This window comes from Streptomyces sp. NPDC059897 (assembly GCF_042730865.1).
Taxonomy (GTDB): Bacteria; Actinomycetota; Actinomycetes; order Streptomycetales; family Streptomycetaceae; genus Streptomyces.
In genome coordinates this window covers 73,350-88,344 of sequence record NZ_JBHWKQ010000020.1, presented here as the reverse complement: position 1 = coordinate 88,344, position 14,995 = coordinate 73,350, and the positions used below count along the sequence as shown (strand labels likewise).

Annotated in this window: 13 protein-coding genes; 10 read left to right on the top strand and 3 right to left on the bottom strand. The window is 72.4% G+C overall.

Going from position 1 to position 14,995, the window contains the following annotated elements:
- Nucleotides 1–2: 2 nt before the first annotated feature.
- Nucleotides 3–1,436, bottom strand: a complete 1,434-nt coding sequence (locus ACFV9W_RS22555; protein WP_385763602.1) for an amidase — start codon at nucleotides 1,434–1,436, stop codon at nucleotides 3–5.
- An 88-nt stretch (nucleotides 1,437–1,524) separates the two neighbouring features.
- Nucleotides 1,525–2,526, bottom strand: a complete 1,002-nt coding sequence (locus ACFV9W_RS22550; protein WP_385763600.1) for an Lrp/AsnC family transcriptional regulator — start codon at nucleotides 2,524–2,526, stop codon at nucleotides 1,525–1,527.
- Nucleotides 2,527–2,683: 157 nt separating this feature from the next.
- Between ACFV9W_RS22550 and ACFV9W_RS22545 the strand changes: the two genes are divergently transcribed.
- Genes ACFV9W_RS22545 through ACFV9W_RS22520 form a run of 6 tightly spaced genes read left to right on the top strand, consistent with a single transcriptional unit; the run spans nucleotide 2,684 to nucleotide 8,558 of the window.
- Nucleotides 2,684–3,970, top strand: a complete 1,287-nt coding sequence (locus tag ACFV9W_RS22545; protein ID WP_385763598.1) for a flavin-containing monooxygenase — start codon at nucleotides 2,684–2,686, stop codon at nucleotides 3,968–3,970.
- A 10-nt stretch (nucleotides 3,971–3,980) separates the two neighbouring features.
- The gene (locus ACFV9W_RS22540) at nucleotides 3,981–4,430 is read left to right on the top strand and encodes a RidA family protein (RefSeq protein ID WP_385763596.1); all 450 of its coding nucleotides are present in this window, start codon (nucleotides 3,981–3,983) and stop codon (nucleotides 4,428–4,430) included.
- 2 nt (nucleotides 4,431–4,432) lie between these two features.
- Complete coding sequence (locus ACFV9W_RS22535; protein WP_385763595.1) at nucleotides 4,433–5,110, top strand: DUF1028 domain-containing protein; 678 nt, start codon at nucleotides 4,433–4,435, stop codon at nucleotides 5,108–5,110.
- Nucleotides 5,107–6,261, top strand: a complete 1,155-nt coding sequence (locus tag ACFV9W_RS22530) for a M20 family metallopeptidase (RefSeq protein ID WP_385763593.1) — start codon at nucleotides 5,107–5,109, stop codon at nucleotides 6,259–6,261. Before ACFV9W_RS22535 ends, ACFV9W_RS22530 begins: the two co-directional genes overlap by 4 nt.
- Before the next feature lie 2 nt (nucleotides 6,262–6,263).
- Nucleotides 6,264–7,598 carry an MFS transporter gene (locus tag ACFV9W_RS22525; protein ID WP_385763591.1) on the top strand — a complete coding sequence of 445 codons (1,335 nt, stop codon included), beginning with the start codon at nucleotides 6,264–6,266 and terminating at the stop codon, nucleotides 7,596–7,598.
- Between the two features lie 42 nt (nucleotides 7,599–7,640).
- On the top strand, nucleotides 7,641–8,558 hold the full coding sequence (locus ACFV9W_RS22520; protein WP_385763589.1) for a LysR substrate-binding domain-containing protein: 918 nt from the start codon (nucleotides 7,641–7,643) through the stop codon (nucleotides 8,556–8,558).
- A 3-nt stretch (nucleotides 8,559–8,561) separates the two neighbouring features.
- On the opposite strand, the gene ACFV9W_RS22515 is transcribed toward ACFV9W_RS22520, so the two are convergent.
- Nucleotides 8,562–9,173, bottom strand: coding sequence for a TetR/AcrR family transcriptional regulator (locus ACFV9W_RS22515; RefSeq protein WP_385763587.1), 612 nt, complete (start codon nucleotides 9,171–9,173; stop codon nucleotides 8,562–8,564).
- A 113-nt stretch (nucleotides 9,174–9,286) separates the two neighbouring features.
- Between ACFV9W_RS22515 and ACFV9W_RS22510 the strand changes: the two genes are divergently transcribed.
- Genes ACFV9W_RS22510 through ACFV9W_RS22495 form a run of 4 tightly spaced genes read left to right on the top strand, consistent with a single transcriptional unit; the run spans nucleotide 9,287 to nucleotide 14,914 of the window.
- Nucleotides 9,287–10,726, top strand: a complete 1,440-nt coding sequence (locus ACFV9W_RS22510) for a purine-cytosine permease family protein (protein ID WP_385763585.1) — start codon at nucleotides 9,287–9,289, stop codon at nucleotides 10,724–10,726.
- Complete coding sequence (locus ACFV9W_RS22505) at nucleotides 10,723–12,198, top strand: aldehyde dehydrogenase (protein ID WP_385763583.1); 1,476 nt, start codon at nucleotides 10,723–10,725, stop codon at nucleotides 12,196–12,198. The genes ACFV9W_RS22510 and ACFV9W_RS22505 overlap by 4 nt, the downstream gene beginning before the upstream one ends.
- Nucleotides 12,195–13,523, top strand: a complete 1,329-nt coding sequence (locus ACFV9W_RS22500; RefSeq protein ID WP_385763581.1) for an ArgE/DapE family deacylase — start codon at nucleotides 12,195–12,197, stop codon at nucleotides 13,521–13,523. The genes ACFV9W_RS22505 and ACFV9W_RS22500 overlap by 4 nt, the downstream gene beginning before the upstream one ends.
- 26 nt (nucleotides 13,524–13,549) lie before the next feature.
- Nucleotides 13,550–14,914 carry an aspartate aminotransferase family protein gene (locus ACFV9W_RS22495; protein ID WP_385763579.1) on the top strand — a complete coding sequence of 455 codons (1,365 nt, stop codon included), beginning with the start codon at nucleotides 13,550–13,552 and terminating at the stop codon, nucleotides 14,912–14,914.
- Nucleotides 14,915–14,995: the final 81 nt, after the last annotated feature.

Here is a 14,995-nt window from a genome sequence, read left to right as displayed (position 1 = left end):
GGCTAGGGAAGCCTGGGTGCGCGGCGTCCGTGTCCGGTGGCGGCCTCGTAGGCGGCGCCGATCTCCAGGACGGTGCGCTCGGCGCGCGGCGGGCCCACGATCTGCAGGCCGACCGGAAGTCCGGCGTCGGTGAAGCCGGCGGGGACGGAGAGGGCGGGTGCGCCCAGAACGGTGAGCAGATACGCGGAGCGCATCCAGTCGAGATAGCTGTGCTGCGGTTGGCCGTCGATGACGGTCGGGTACTCCAGGTCTACGTCGAACGGCAGGACCTGGCTGACCGGGGCGATCAGCACGTCGTAGCGCTCGAAGAAGGCGACGCCCGCGAGGTGCAGGCGGCTGTGCTCGGTGCGGGCGCGCGCCAGGTCGGCCGAGGTGAGCCCGAGGCCCTCCTCGATGTTCCAGACCAGGCTGGGCTTGAGCTGGTCGCGGGAGGTCTCCAGGAGCGGGCCGAGCCCGGTGCGGAAGGCCTGCGCGCGCAGGACGCGGAAGACGTCCTCGGCGCCGTCGAGGTCGGGGCAGTCCTCGACGACGTGGGCGCCCGCCGCCTCGAACACCTTGACCTGCTGGGCGACGAGTTCACGGACTTCGGGGTCGACGGGGACGCGGCCTCCGAGGTCGGGGGCGTAGGCAACGCGCAGCCCCTTGAGGTCGCGCTCCAGCGGCGCGCGGAACACGGAGCCGGGCGTCTCCAGGGACTGCGGGCAGCGCGGGTCAGGGCCCGCCATGGCCGACAGGAGCAGCGCGACGTCGGCGACGGTGCGGCCCATCGGCCCGGCGACGCCGAGCGTCTCCCAGAGGTCGTTCGTGGGCAGCGAGGGCACGCGGCCCGGCGTGGTGCGCAGGCCGACGACGTTGCAGAACGAGGCCGGGTTGCGCAGCGAGCCGCCCATGTCGCTGCCGTCGGCGATCGGGGTGAGCCGGGCGGCGAGCGCGGCGGCGGCGCCGCCACTGCTGCCGCCCGCCGAGCGGGTCGTGTCGTACGGGTTGCGGGTCGCGCCGAAGACGGGGTTGAAGGTGTGCGAACCGGCCGCGAACTCGGGGACGTTGGTCTTTCCGATGCGGATGGCGCCGGCCCCCTGGACCCGCTCGACGAGGAGTTCGTCCTCGTCGGGCACGTGGTCGGCGAAGAGCGGCGAGCCGTGCGTGGTGCGCATGCCGCGGGTGAGGTGGGTGTCCTTGAAGGCGATGGGCAGCCCGTGCAGCGGCCCCAACTCGGCTCCCGACGCGGCCAGTTCGTCCGCCGCTCCGGCCGCCGCCAGCGCGCCTTCCGCGTCGAGCGTGACGATGGCGTTGAGCGCGGGGTTCACGCGCTCGATGCGGTCGAGGTGGGCGGAGACGACCTCGCGCGCCGACAGTTCGCGGCGGCGGAGCAGTGCGGCGAGCTCGACGGCGTCGAGCCCGCAGAGGGCGTCGGAATCGGTGGGGCGTACGGGCATGACCGTCCTCGGGCAGGAGGCGACTGTGTGCGCCCTCACACTGCGGCGGTCTGACCTTTTAAGTCAATGGCTCGTACTGGATGAACTTTTAAGACGCCAGATTGGCAGAGTTGGCATTTACGGTCACTCCGCTGCGCTTCCACGCCTCGACCACGAGGTGCGACTGCACGGACTCGGCCCTGCGCACCCATGCCGCTTCCGTCAGGAAGGTGTGCAGCGCCTCCTTCGACGGCTGGGTCACGTCGACGAGCAGCTGATGCTCCCCCATGACCACGGCCGCGTACCGCACCAGCGGTGACTCGACGAGCAGCCGGCCCACCTCCTCGACCTCGCCGGGCCGGGTCCTGATCCACAGCAGCGCCTGCACGGGCAGGCCGAGCAGCGCGGGCTCCACGACCGCGCGGATGCTGACGAGCCCGGCGCGGCTCAGCGACTCGACGCGGCGGCGCGCGGTGGCGACCGAGACCCCGGCGACGGCGGCGAGCTCGTCGTTCGTGCACCGCCCGTCCGCCGCGAGGGCGCGCAGGATGGCCTCCTCGTCGGGCGCCAGCTCCACGTCGTCGAGGCCCACCCGGTCGTCCTGCCGCTCACCGCCCCCGAGCGCCTCGGCCTCGGCGGCGTCGAGGATGCCCGGCGACCACTCGTGCACGGTCCGGAAGTAGCGCAGGACGGGCGAGACCTGCTGCTGCACGAGGCCGGGCAGGGCGGGCACCTCGTCCAGCACGAGACGCCCCAACTGCCCTGGCGGACACTGGAGTTCGACCGCGCAGTCGGCGACGCCCGTGAGGACGTACGAGAAGATGGCATCCGGCCGGCGGGCCGCGGCGAGGGCGGCCTCCCGCACCGATCCGGGCCGGCAGTTCATCCGCAGGATCACGGTCTCGCCGCGCACGACGAGCCCGCGCACCGCGACGTCCCCGCTCTCCACGAGCCGGTGCCCGCGCCGCGCCACCTTCCGCTCCGGCTCCCCCAGCACATCGGCGATCCGCCGCCAGGAGGCCCGCCCGTCGACCTGCAGGGCGGCGACGATACGGCGGTCGAGCTCGTCGAGCGGGGCGGGGGGCACGGTCGGATTCAGCTCGGTGGTCACGGGACGACCCTAGTCCAGCCCTCCCGTTCCACATCTGAAAAACAGATCACTCACCCCGGAAACATCTGTTGGACAGGGTTGAGAGCGCGTCGAAAGATGTCTCGTGCGGTGCCGCGGAACCAGCGATGGACCAACTACCGCTCAAGTGGAGGCTTTAATGCCCAATGAAGCTGCATTGCCCGGCGAGGAGACCGAGGTCGTCGTCGTGGGCGCCGGCCAGGCCGGTATCGCGATGAGCGAGCACCTGGGAAACCTGGGCATCCGGCACATCGTCCTCGAACGGGACCGGATCGCCGAGCGGTGGCGCACCCAGCGCTGGGACTCGCTCGTCGCGAACGGGCCCGCCTGGCACGACCGGTTCCCGAACCTGGAGTTCCCCGACGTCGGCCCCGACGCCTTCGCGACGAAGGAGCAGGTCGCCGAGTACTTCGAGCGGTACGCCGAGAAGATCGACGCCCCGGTGCGGTGCGGCGTCGAGGTGTCCAAGGTGCGCAAGCACGAGGGCCGCCCCGGCTTCCGCGTCGAGACGTCCGAGGGCACCATCGACGCCGGGTTCGTGGTCGCCGCGACCGGCCCCTTCCAGCGGCCCGTGATCCCGCCCATCGTGCCGGAGGGCGCGGTGCGCACGCAGCTCCACTCCAGCGAGTACCGCAATCCGGAGCAGCTGCCCGAGGGCGCTGTACTGGTGGTCGGTGCGGGCTCTTCGGGCGTGCAGATCGCCGACGAGCTGCGCCGCTCGGGACGCCGCGTGTTCCTGTCCGTGGGGCCGCACGACCGGCCGCCGCGGCAGTACCGCGGGCGGGACTTCTGCTGGTGGCTCGGGGTGCTCGGGCTTTGGGACCTGACGACGCCGCCGCAGGGCGCGGCCCACGTGACCATCGCGGTCAGCGGGGCGCGCGGCGGCCACTCCGTGGACTTCCGCGAGCTGGCGGGCACCGGCATCGAACTCCTCGGCATGACTGACGCGTACGAGGTCGGGGACGCCGGCACGGGCGGGGTGCTGCGCTTCGCGCCCGACCTCGCCGAGAACATCGCGCTCGGCGACGAGAAGTACCTGGAGCTGCTGCGGGCGGCCGACGCGTACATCGAGCGCAACGGGCTCGACCTGCCCGAGGAGCCCGAGGCGCACGTCCTCGGCCCCGACCCGGAGTGCATGACGGACCCGCGCCTCGCCCTCGACCTCGCCGAGGCGGGCGTCACCTCGATCGTCTGGGCCACCGGCTTCGCCGCCGACTACAGCTGGCTCGACGTCGACGCGTACGACGAGAACGGCCGCCCCGACCAGCGCCGCGGGGTCTCCACCGAGCCCGACGTCTACTTCCTCGGCCTGCCGTGGCTGTCCCGGCGCGGGTCGAGCTTCATCTGGGGCGTCTGGCACGACGCCAAGTACGTCGCCGACCACATCACGACCCGGCGCGGATACCTCGCGTACGGCAGCAACTAGGGAGAAGACCATGGCCAACGCCCCGATCGTGGCCGGCGGGCACACCCGGATCCGGCCGTTCAACACCCGCGACACCTACCCCGAGCAGAACCTCGACAACGACCTCTGCCAGGCCGTCGTCGCCGGCGACACGGTGTACGTCCGCGGCCAGATCGGCCAGGACCTCGACACCAGCGAGAACGTCGGCGTCGGCGACGCGGAGGCGCAGGCCGAGCAGGCCATGGCGAACATCAAGATGCTGCTGGAGGAGTCCGGCAGCCGGATGGAACACCTGGTCAAGCTCACGATCTACCTGATCGACCCGCGCTACCGGGAGGCCGTGTACCGCACGGTCGGCCGCTGGACCAAGGGCGTCCACCCCATCTCCACCGGCATCGTCGTCTCGGCGCTCGCCCGCCCGGAGTGGCTGTGCGAGATCGACGCGGTGGCCGTGATCCCGCAGTCGTCGAAGGAGGCCTAGCCATGACGTTCTCCCTCGTCGTACGCGACGGTGAGCGGTTCGGCATCGCGGGCAGCTCGTCGAGCCCCGCGGTCGCCGCCCGCATCGCCCATCTGCGGCCCGGCGTCGGCGCGGCGTCCTCGCAGAACATCACGGACCCGACGCTCGGCACGGCGCTGCTCGACGGTCTCTCCGAGCACGGCGACGCGGAGCGCGCGCTGGCCGGGGTCACGGGCGACCCGCGGCACGAAAAGACCATCGCCTACCGGCAGTTGACCGTCCTCGGACGCACAGGGCCCGGTTTCGCGTACAGCGGCCCGCACACCCTCGGCACGTACGCCACCGCCACCGCCGAGGGCGCGGTGGCGGCCGGGAACATGCTCTCCGGGGCCCACATCCCCGGCGTGCTCCTGGAGGCGTACCAGGAGGCCACCGGTGAGCTGGAGGAGCGCCTGATCGCCGCCATGAAGGCCGCCATGGCGGCGGGCGGCGAGGCGGGCCCGGTGCACTCGGCGGGCCTGTCGGTCGTCGCCGACGTCGGCTGGCGGGTCACCGACCTGCGGATCGACTGGGCGGACGACCCGATCGACCGGCTCGGCGAACTCCTCGACGTATGGCTGCCACAGCGCGACGACTACGTGACGCGCGGCCTCGACCCGGCGAGCTCACCCTCGTACGGCGTCCCCGGGGACGAACGATGAGTGCGCTCAAGGACACGGCTCTCAAGGACGCCGCCCGCAAGGAGGTCGACCGGCACGCCGGGCAACTGATCGCGCTCTCCGAGCAGTTGCACGCCGACCCGGAGACCGCGTGGGAGGAGCACCGGGCGGCGGCCGCCGTGCCGCAGCTCCTCGACCGGGCCGGATTCGACGTCACATCGAAGTACCTGGGCCTGGACACCGCCTTCCACGCCACCTTCGGCAGCGGGCCGCGCCGAATCGCGCTGTGCGCCGAGTACGACGCTCTGCCCGGCCTCGGCCACGCCTGCGGGCACAACCTCATCGCGGCCTCGTCCATCGGCGCCGCGCTGGGCCTCGCCGCCGTCGCCGACGACCTGGGGCTCACCGTCGAGGTCTACGGCACCCCCGCCGAGGAGGGCGGCGGCGGCAAGATCGAGCTGCTCGACCGGGGCGCCTTCGCCGGGGTCGACCTCGCGATGATGGCGCACCCGGCGCCGGTCGACGTCGCCGAGGCGCAGCCGTTCGCGGTCAGCCACTCCAAGGTGTCGTACACGGGCAAATCGGCGCACGCCGCCGCCTACCCGGAGGCCGGGATCAACGCGGCCGACGCCTTCACCGTCGCGCAGGTCGCCATCGGCCTGCTGCGCCAGCAGCTCCCGTCCTCCGCACGGGTGCACGGCGTCGTGACACACGCCGGGGACGCCCCGAACGCCATCCCCGAGCGCACCTCGGGCCGCTGGTACGTGCGGGCCGAAACCCTGGCCGAACTCGCCGAGTTGGAGCCGCGCGTCATGCGCGCCTTCGAGGCGGGCTCCCTCGCGACCGGCTGCGACCTGGAGATCGAACCGGAGAGCAAGCCGTACGCGGAGTTCCGCGCGGACGAGACCGCGCTCGCGCACTACCGCGCCAACGCCCTCGCGCTCGGCCGGGAGTTCGCCCCGCCCGGCCAGGCCGCGCGCATGAACCGCGCCTCCACCGACATGGGCAACGTGTCCCAGGTGGTGCCCGCCATCCACCCCTACATCGGCATCGGCTCCCTGCCCGCCACCAACCACCAGCACGAGTTCGCCGCGTACTGCGTGGGGTCCACCGCCGAGCGGGCACTGCTCGACGCGGCGGTCGCGCTGGCGTGGACGGGCGTGGACCGGGCCGGACCTTCCGAGGAGGCGTAGCCATGACCGTGACCGAGCAGTCCGGGACCGAGGTGACCACCGACGTCGCCACCCTGCGCAGGAGCGTCGCGGCCGGGGCCGTCGGCGTCTTCGTCCACTGGTTCGACTGGGCGGCGTACGCCTATCTCGCGGGCACCGTCGCGACCGTGTTCTTCCCCGCCGACGACAGTACGACCGGGCTGCTCGCCGTGTTCGGCGTCTTCGCCGTCTCGTTCGGTGTCCGGCCGATCGGCGCCCTCGTCTTCGGGCCGCTCGGCGACCGGATCGGCCGCAAGCGCACGCTGTCCCTGGTCATCTTCATGATGTCGGGCGCCACGCTGGCGATCGGGCTGCTCCCCGGCTACGACTCGATCGGCATCGCCGCGCCGATCCTCCTGGTGGCGCTCCGCCTGGTCCAGGGCTTCGCGGCGGGCGGCGAGTTCGGCAGCGCGGCCAGCTTCCTCGCCGAGAGCGCGCCGCGCCGCCGCCGCGGTTTCGGTGTGAGCTGGCTGGAGGTCGGCTCGCTGCTCGGCTTCCTGGCCGGCTCGTTCGTCTTCCTGCTGCTGTCCTCGGGGCTCGACGACGCCCAGCTCACCTCGTGGGGCTGGCGGATCCCGTTCCTGATCGCGGCGCCGCTCGGCATCATCGGCGTCGTCATCCGCAACAAGATCGAGGACACCCCGGAGTACCGGGCCCTCGAAGCGAACGACACGGTCCCGCGCAGCCCCGCCCGCGAACTGCTGCGCACCCACAAGCGCCAACTGCTCCAGGCGGCGGGCCTGATGACGGCCATGCACGTGCCGTTCTACGCGGTCCTCACCTACCTCGTCACGTACGAGACCGACCACCTCGGCCACTCCGCCGACAGCGCGGCCCTGCTCTCCACCGTGATCTCGCTGCTCGGCCTGGTGCTCGTGCCACTGTTCGGCGCGCTGTCCGACCGGGTGGGCCGCAAGCCGGTGTTCATCGGGGCGACGGGGGCCCTGCTGGTCCTCTCCACGCCCGCGTTCTGGCTGATGCGGACCGGGATGGCCGGGACCTGGGTCGGCGGGCTCGTGCTCGGCGCGATCCTGGCGGCGATCCTCGGCACGTACGCGGTGTGGTCGGCGGAGGTCTTCCCCACGCGCACCCGGCAGAGCGGGCTCTCCATCTCGTACAACGTGACGGCGGCGCTGTTCGCGGGCACCGTGCCGTACCTGATGACGCTGCTCATCTCGGCGACCGGGAGCACGCTGGTGCCCGGCCCGTACCTGATGGTGTTCGCCGTGGGCGGGCTCGTCGCGGCGCTGTCCCTGAAGGAGACGGCGGGTTCGGCGCTGCTGCACGCGGAGGACGTACGGGAGGGCGAGGCCGCTTAGAGTCGGGCGCACACCAGGTCGCCCGGCACGAAGGCTCCTCGCATGACGTCACCGCTCGGTTTCACGCTCGTTCAGCTGCGCTACTTCCTGGTCGCCGCCGAGCGCGGCTCGATGACGGAGGCGTCGGCGGAGCTGCACATCGCGCAGTCCGCCGTGTCCGCCGCCATCCACAACCTGGAACGCGACCTCCAGGTGCAGCTGTTCATCCGCCGCAGGGGCCGGGGCCTGACCCTGACCCCCGCCGGGGAGCGGCTGCGGGCGCAGTCCCGGGACCTGCTCGCCCGTGCGCGCGAGGTCGAGCGCGAGGCCCGCGGGGACGGCGCCGAGCTGTCCGGGCCCGTTACGGTCGGCTGCTTCGTGACCCTCGCCCCGTACTACCTGCCACGCCTGTTCAGCGAGTGCACGCGCCGCCACCCCGGCATCGAGATCGACGTGGTGGAGGCCGAGGCGGACGAGCTCGTCGAGGCCCTGACGACGGGCCGCATCGACTTCGCCCTCACCTACGACCTCGGCCTGTCGACCGAGCCGGAGCTGCGCAGCGAGACGATCGCCCGCGCCCCCGCGTACGTCATCGTGGCCGCCGACCACCCGCTGGCCGGCCGGGGCAGCGTGTCCCTCGCCGACCTGTCCACGGAGCCCCTCGTCCTCCTCGACCTCCCGCACAGCCGCGACTACTTCCGCTCCCTCGTCGCCGCCACCGGCACCGCCCCCGACGTCCGCTACCGCACCCGCAGCTACGAGACCGTGCGCTCGATGGTGGCCCGCGGCCTCGGCTACTCCGTCCTCAACCAGCGCCCGGCGACCGGCCGCACCTACGGCGGCGGCGAGATCGCGGAGCTCGAACTCCGGGACGCCGGGCGTCCGTTGGAGGTCAGGATCGCCTCGCTCGGCGGCATGACGCAGAGCGCGCGGGCCCGCGCGGTGATGGACGTACTGCGGGAGAACACGGACGGGCTGTAGCCCCTACAGGTCCGCGCACCCCGTCACCACGCGCGCGTGCACGCGGATCAGGCGCTGCGCCTCCTCCCGCGTCAGGGCGGCGTTGCGGCTCACGATGTGCAGGCCGTAGCCGTCCTCCAGCGCCACCAGATTCCTGGCGAGATCCCCCACGGGTGCCGTCAGCGTGAACTCCCCGGTCGCGGCGCCCACTTCGAGCGCGGTGGCGTACAGGCCCACCTCGCTGGCGAACAGTGACGCCATCAGTTCCGCGTGGCCGGGGCTGCGGTCGGCCCTGCGGTGCAGCTCGAAGAGCAGGCCGTGCGTCGCGTCGCCCGGGTCGGACGGCAGCCCGGAGGCGATCAGCGCCCGCAGCCGGGCCACCGGGTCGCCCACCTCGTCGGTGACCGCGTGCCGCGCGGCGATGAACCGCTCGACCGCGCCCCGGTGCACCTCCAGGACCAGCTCGTCCAGCTCCGGGTAGTAGTAGAGGACCGAGCCCGCGGACATGCCGGCCTCCGCCGCGATGTCCTTGATGCGCAGCCCGTCGAGGCCCCGCTCCGTGATGGCCCGCCCCGCCGCGTCCACGAGCGCCTCGCGCCGCGCGGTCTGGTTCTTCGGTCTCCCCGGTTTACCCATGCGGTTAATTCTCTGTTACGCAGTTCAGATAAGGCAAGTTGATGCCGCGCTACCCATTGACGACTTCCCGGCCCATTGTTTGAATCTCAGCTCAAAGAACTCGTGGAGGCGGCATGGACGGTCAGCCAGCGCGTACGCCCGGCGGCGACACCGCCCCGGCGCCCGAGCGCATCGAACACCGCACCATCGACGTGGTCCCCGCGGACGAGCGTCACGGCCGCACCCGGGACCTGTTCACCATCTGGTTCAGCGCCAACCTCGGCCCGCTCACCGTCGTCACCGGCGCCCTGGCGCCGACCGCGTTCGGGCTCTCCTTCTTCTGGAGCCTGGCCGCGCTGCTCGTGGGGCACCTCGGCGGCGGCTTCCTGATGGCGCTGCACTCGGCGCAGGGGCCCCAGCTCGGCGTCCCGCAGATGATCCAGAGCCGCGGCCAGTTCGGCAGCGTCGGCGCCCTCGCCGTGGTGCTCGTGGTGATCGTCATGTACCAGGGCTTCTTCGCCTCGAACCTGGTCGTGGGCGCGCAGTCGCTCGGCCAGGTGACCTCTGTCGGCGAGAGCACGGGCGTGCTGCTGTGCGCGGCGGTCAGCCTCGTGGTCGCGGTCGTCGGCTACCGCCTGATGCACCGCATCGGCGCGTGGACGACGTGGGCGTTCGGTGCGATCCAGATCATCGGCGCCGCCTACCTGTTCACGGGCGGACTCCCCTCGGACTTCCTGACCACGGGCGGGTTCAGCCTCGCGGGGTTCCTCGGAATGGTGTCCGTCGGCGCGCTCTGGCAGATCGCGTACGCGCCGTACGTCTCGGACTACTCCCGCTACATGCCCGCCCACCGGGCCGGCATCCGCTCCACCCTCTGGTGCACCTACGCGGGGTGCGTCCTCGGCAGCGTCATCCCGATGGTCGTCGGCGCGGCGATCGGCATCGCGGGCGACGGCGACCCGATCGCGGCGCTGAACCACCTGTTGGGTTCGACGCTCGGCCAACTGACGCTCTGGAGCTTCGCGCTGGTCACGATGCTGACCAACTCCATGAACCTGTACGGGGCGGTGCTGTGCGCCGTCACCGCGGTGCAGACCTTCGCCCACCGCTGGCTGCCCCGCGCCACGGGGCGGGCGGTGCTCGGCCTGGCCCTGACGGCCCTCTCGGTCGCCCTCGCCCTGGCGCTCGCCGACAGCTTCATGACGAACTACCTGAACCTGATCTACGTACTTCAGTACGTCCTGATCCCCTGGACGGCGATCAACCTCGTCGACTTCTATCTGATCCGCCACGGCTCGTACGACGTGGCGTCCTTCTTCGCCCGTGACGGTGGGATCTACGGCCGCTGGAACGGCACGGCGCTCACCGTCTACGCGATCGGCATCCTCGCCGAGATCCCGTTCATGGCGCAGTCCCTCTACGCCGGGCCCCTGGCCCACGCCCTCGGGGACACCGACCTCGGCTGGATCGCGGGCCTTGTCGTCACCGTCCCCCTCTACTGGCTGCTCGCGGCCCGTGGCACGAGCCGCCGCACACCCGCCCCCGCACCGACCACAGGAGTGCCCGCAGCATGACGTACACGCACCAGGACTGGGCGACCCTCGCCGGTCAACTCGACTTCCGCACCCGTGCGTTCATCGGCGGCGAGTGGCGCGACGCGGCCTCCGGCGCCACCTTCGCCACCGTCGACCCCGCCACAGGACGCACCGTCGCCGAGGTCGCCTCCTGCGACACCCCGGACGTCGACGCCGCCGTACGGGCCGCGCGCCGCAGCTTCGAGGCCGGTGACTGGTCCCGCGCGGACGCCGCGACCCGCAAGCGCGTACTGCTGCGGCTCGCCGCCCTCATCGAGGAACACGGGCGCGAGCTGGCCCTCCTCGACACCCTCGACATGGGCAAGCCGATCGCCGAGACGTACGGCACCGATGTGCCCGGCGCGGCCGGGGTCTTCGCCTGGTACGCCGAGGCCGCCGACAAGCTGTACGACGAGGTGGCCCCCGCGCCGCCCGGCAACCTGGCGCTCGTGCGGCGCGTACCGCTCGGTGTCGTCGGCGCGGTCGTGCCGTGGAACTTCCCGCTGGACATGGCGAGCTGGAAGCTGGCGCCCGCCCTCGCGGCGGGCAACAGCGTCGTCCTCAAACCCGCCGAGCAGTCCCCGCTGTCCGCCCTGCGCCTGGCGGAGCTGGCCGTGGAGGCCGGGCTCCCCGCGGGCGTCCTCAACGTCGTCCCGGGCCTCGGGGAGCAGGCGGGTCAGGCCCTCGGACGGCACGAGGACGTGGACACCATCGCCTTCACCGGCTCCACGGCGACCGCCCGCCGCTTCCTGAGCTACGCCGCCGAGTCCAACCTCAAGCAGGTGTGGCCGGAGGCGGGCGGCAAGAGCCCGAACCTCGTGTTCGCCGACGCCGACCTGGACGCGGCCGCCGAGGCCGCCGCCGCGGGCTTCGCCTACAACTCCGGCCAGGTCTGCTCCGCCAACACCCGCCTGCTGGTGGAGAGTTCGGTGGCCGAGGAATTCACGGCGCGCGTCGCCGAGCACGCCGCCGCGTTCGCCCCCGGCGACCCGCTCGACCCCGCCACCACGTTCGGCCCCCTCGTCGACGAGGCGCAGGCCGTCCGCGTGACCAAGGCGGTCGCCGAGTCCGGCGGCACCGTGGTGTGCGGCGGCACCCGCCCCGACCTGACCGGCGCCTACGTCCACCCGACGGTCGTCACGGGTCTCGCCCCGGACGCCCCACTGGCCCGCGAGGAACTCTTCGGCCCGGCCCTCACCGTGCACGCCTTCGACTCCGAGGCGGAGGCGGTCCGCCTCGCCAACGACTCCCCGTACGGGCTCGCGGCCTCGGTGTGGACCAGGGATCTGTCCCGCGCCCACCGCACCGCGGAGGCCCTCCAGGCGGGCACGGTCTCGGTCAACACGGTCGACGCGCTCTCGCCCGCCACCCCGTTCGGCGGCTTCAAGCAGTCCGGCTACGGCCGCGACCTCTCGCTGCACGCCTTCGACAAGTACACGGGGCTTAAGACGACGTGGGTGACGTACGGATGAGCGAGGCCGTTGCTACACGCGTACTGGCCGAACTCGACGGCAAGCGCGACGAGTTGGTGGCTCTCACGTCGGAGCTCGTCGCCTTCGACACCACTGTCCGCGGCTCCGCCGACGAGCGGCACAGGGCCGAGCACGACCTCCAGGACCACCTCGCCGGCCGACTGCGCGCGGCGGGCGCCACGGTCGACGTCTTCACGCCGAAGCCGTCCGACCTGCCGCGCTCCCCGCAGACGCCGGAGGGCCTCGGCTTCGACGGACGGCCGCAGCTGATCGCCCGGTTCCCCGGCACCGGCGGCGGCCGATCCCTGCTCTTCAACGGCCACATCGACGTCGTGTCGGCGGAGCCTCGTCGAGCGTGGTCGAGCGACCCGTTCCGTGCCGAGGTCCGCGACGGCCGTCTCTACGGCCGGGGCACCTGCGACATGAAGGGCGGCATCGCCGCGATGGTGATCGCGGCCGAGACCCTCGCCGCCCTCGGCATCCGCCTCCCCGGCGACCTGCTGCTCAACACCGCCACCGACGAGGAGTGGAACGGCGCGGGCACCCTCGCCTCCCTCGCGTACGGGGTGAAGGCGGACGCGGCGATCGTCCCCGAGCCCACGGACCTGGACGTCGTCACGGCCCAACGCGGCATCCTGGGCGGCACATTGACGGTCGACGGCCGCCCCGGGCACGCCGAGTACCCGCCCGGCGACTGGCGCACCGGCGGCGCCGTCAACGCCATCGAGAAGACCCTCCCGGCGCTCACCGCGCTCCAGGCCCTGCGCGAACGCTGGGCCGGCGACCCGGCCCACACCCACCCGCTGCTGCCCCCGCCCTCGATCGTGCCGACCACCATCAAGGGCGGCGAGTGGTGGGTGACCTACCCCGCGTCGTGCGAGGTGAGCCTGGACGTCACATACCTCCCGGTACAGGCCGACGCCGACGGCTGGGCGAGCAAGGTGCGGGCCGAGATCGAGGCGGTCGTACGGGACGCGTGCGCCGCCGACGGCTGGCTCACCGCGCACCCACCTCGCCTGACCTGGGAAACCGAACTGCCGCCCGCCGAGGTGGGCCGAACCCAGCGTGTGGTCAAGGCACTTGAGGGCGCGGCCGGAGCCCTCGGCCGGGCGCCCCGCATCCTCGGCGAACCGTCCTGGACCGACGCCGCCACCCTGACCCGCCTCGCCGACACCCCCGCCGTCTGCCTCGGCCCGACCGCGACCCGGCCCGACGGCTCCCCGACCCTCCACACCATCGACGAGTACATCGAGATCGACGATCTGCTCGCCACGGCGAAGGCCCTGGCCCTCGCCGCCCTCGACCTCACGGCGCCCGCAGCCTGACTCCCGTACGGAAGGACGACTCCCCCATGAGCCACCAGAACCTCCAGAGCCACCAGGCTCTGCTGTCCGCCGACCGCGCCCACCTCATCCACCCCTACCTCCCCGGCGCCGCCGAGGAACGGGTGATCATGACGGCCGGCTCCGGCTGCCGTCTGACCGACTCCGAGGGCCGCGGCTACCTCGACGCCACCGGCGGCCTGTGGCTGGCCCAGGTCGGTCACGGGCGCGAGGACCTGGCGGACGTCGCCCACGAGCAGATGAAGAAGCTGGAGTACTTCACCAGCTTCTGGGAGTTCTCCAACGACCGCGCCATCGAACTGGCCGCCCGGCTCGCCGAGTTGGCGCCGGACCCGCTGAACCACGTCTACTTCACATCCGGCGGCTCGGAGGGCAACGAGGCCGCCATCAAGATGGCCCGCTACTACCACCACCGCCGCGGCGACACCGACCGCACGTGGATCCTGGCGCGCGACAAGGCGTACCACGGCATCGGCTACGGCGGCGGCTCGGCCACCGGATTCCCGCTGTACCACGAGGGCTTCGCCCCGATGATGCCGCACGTCTCGCACCTCACGCCGCCGTGGCCGTACCGCACGGACCTGTACAACGGCGAGGATCCCACGGACTTCCTCATCCGCGAACTGGAGGAGCGCATCGCGGAGATCGGCGCGAAGAACATCGCGGCGATGATCGGCGAACCCATCATGGGCGTCGGCGGCATGCTCGTCCCGCCGGCCGACTACTGGCCGCGGGTGCGCGAGGTCCTGGACCGGCACGGCATCCTGCTGATCTTCGACGAGGTCGTCACGGCGTACGGGCGCGTCGGCGAGTGGTTCGCGGCCCAGTACTTCGGCGTGACGCCGGACATCATCGTCACCGCCAAGGGCATCACGTCCGGGTACGTTCCGCTGGGCGCGCTGATGGTCGCGGACAACGTCGCCGAGGTGCTGCTGCGCGACCACGGCTTCCCGATGGGCTACACGTACAACGGCCACCCGGTCGCCACCGCCGTCGCCCTCGCCAACCTCGACGTCATCGAGAAGGAGGGCCTGCTGGGCCGGGCGAAGACGATCGGCGCGACGCTGCACGCCGAGCTGGAAGCCCAGTTGGGCGACCTGCCCATCGTCGGCGAGATCCGCTCCGTCGGCATGATGCTCGCGGTCGAACTGGTGGCGGACCGCACGACGCGCGCCCCACTCCCCCTGCACCCGGACCGGATGCCGCACGACGTGATCCGCCGCGAGACCGGCGTCATCGTCCGCGACTCCGCGCACAGCCTGGTCCTGTCCCCGCCGCTGATCATGGCGGAGGCCGAGACCAAGGAGGTCGCGTCGGCGCTGCGCGGCGTCCTGGAGCGCACGGACGCCTCCGGCGAGATCCGGGAGGCGTGACAGAACGGGGCCCGGCGGTACGCCGCCGGGCCCCGGCCCACATGGCCGGCCCGCACACAGTCAGCCCGTACACCGCTCGCA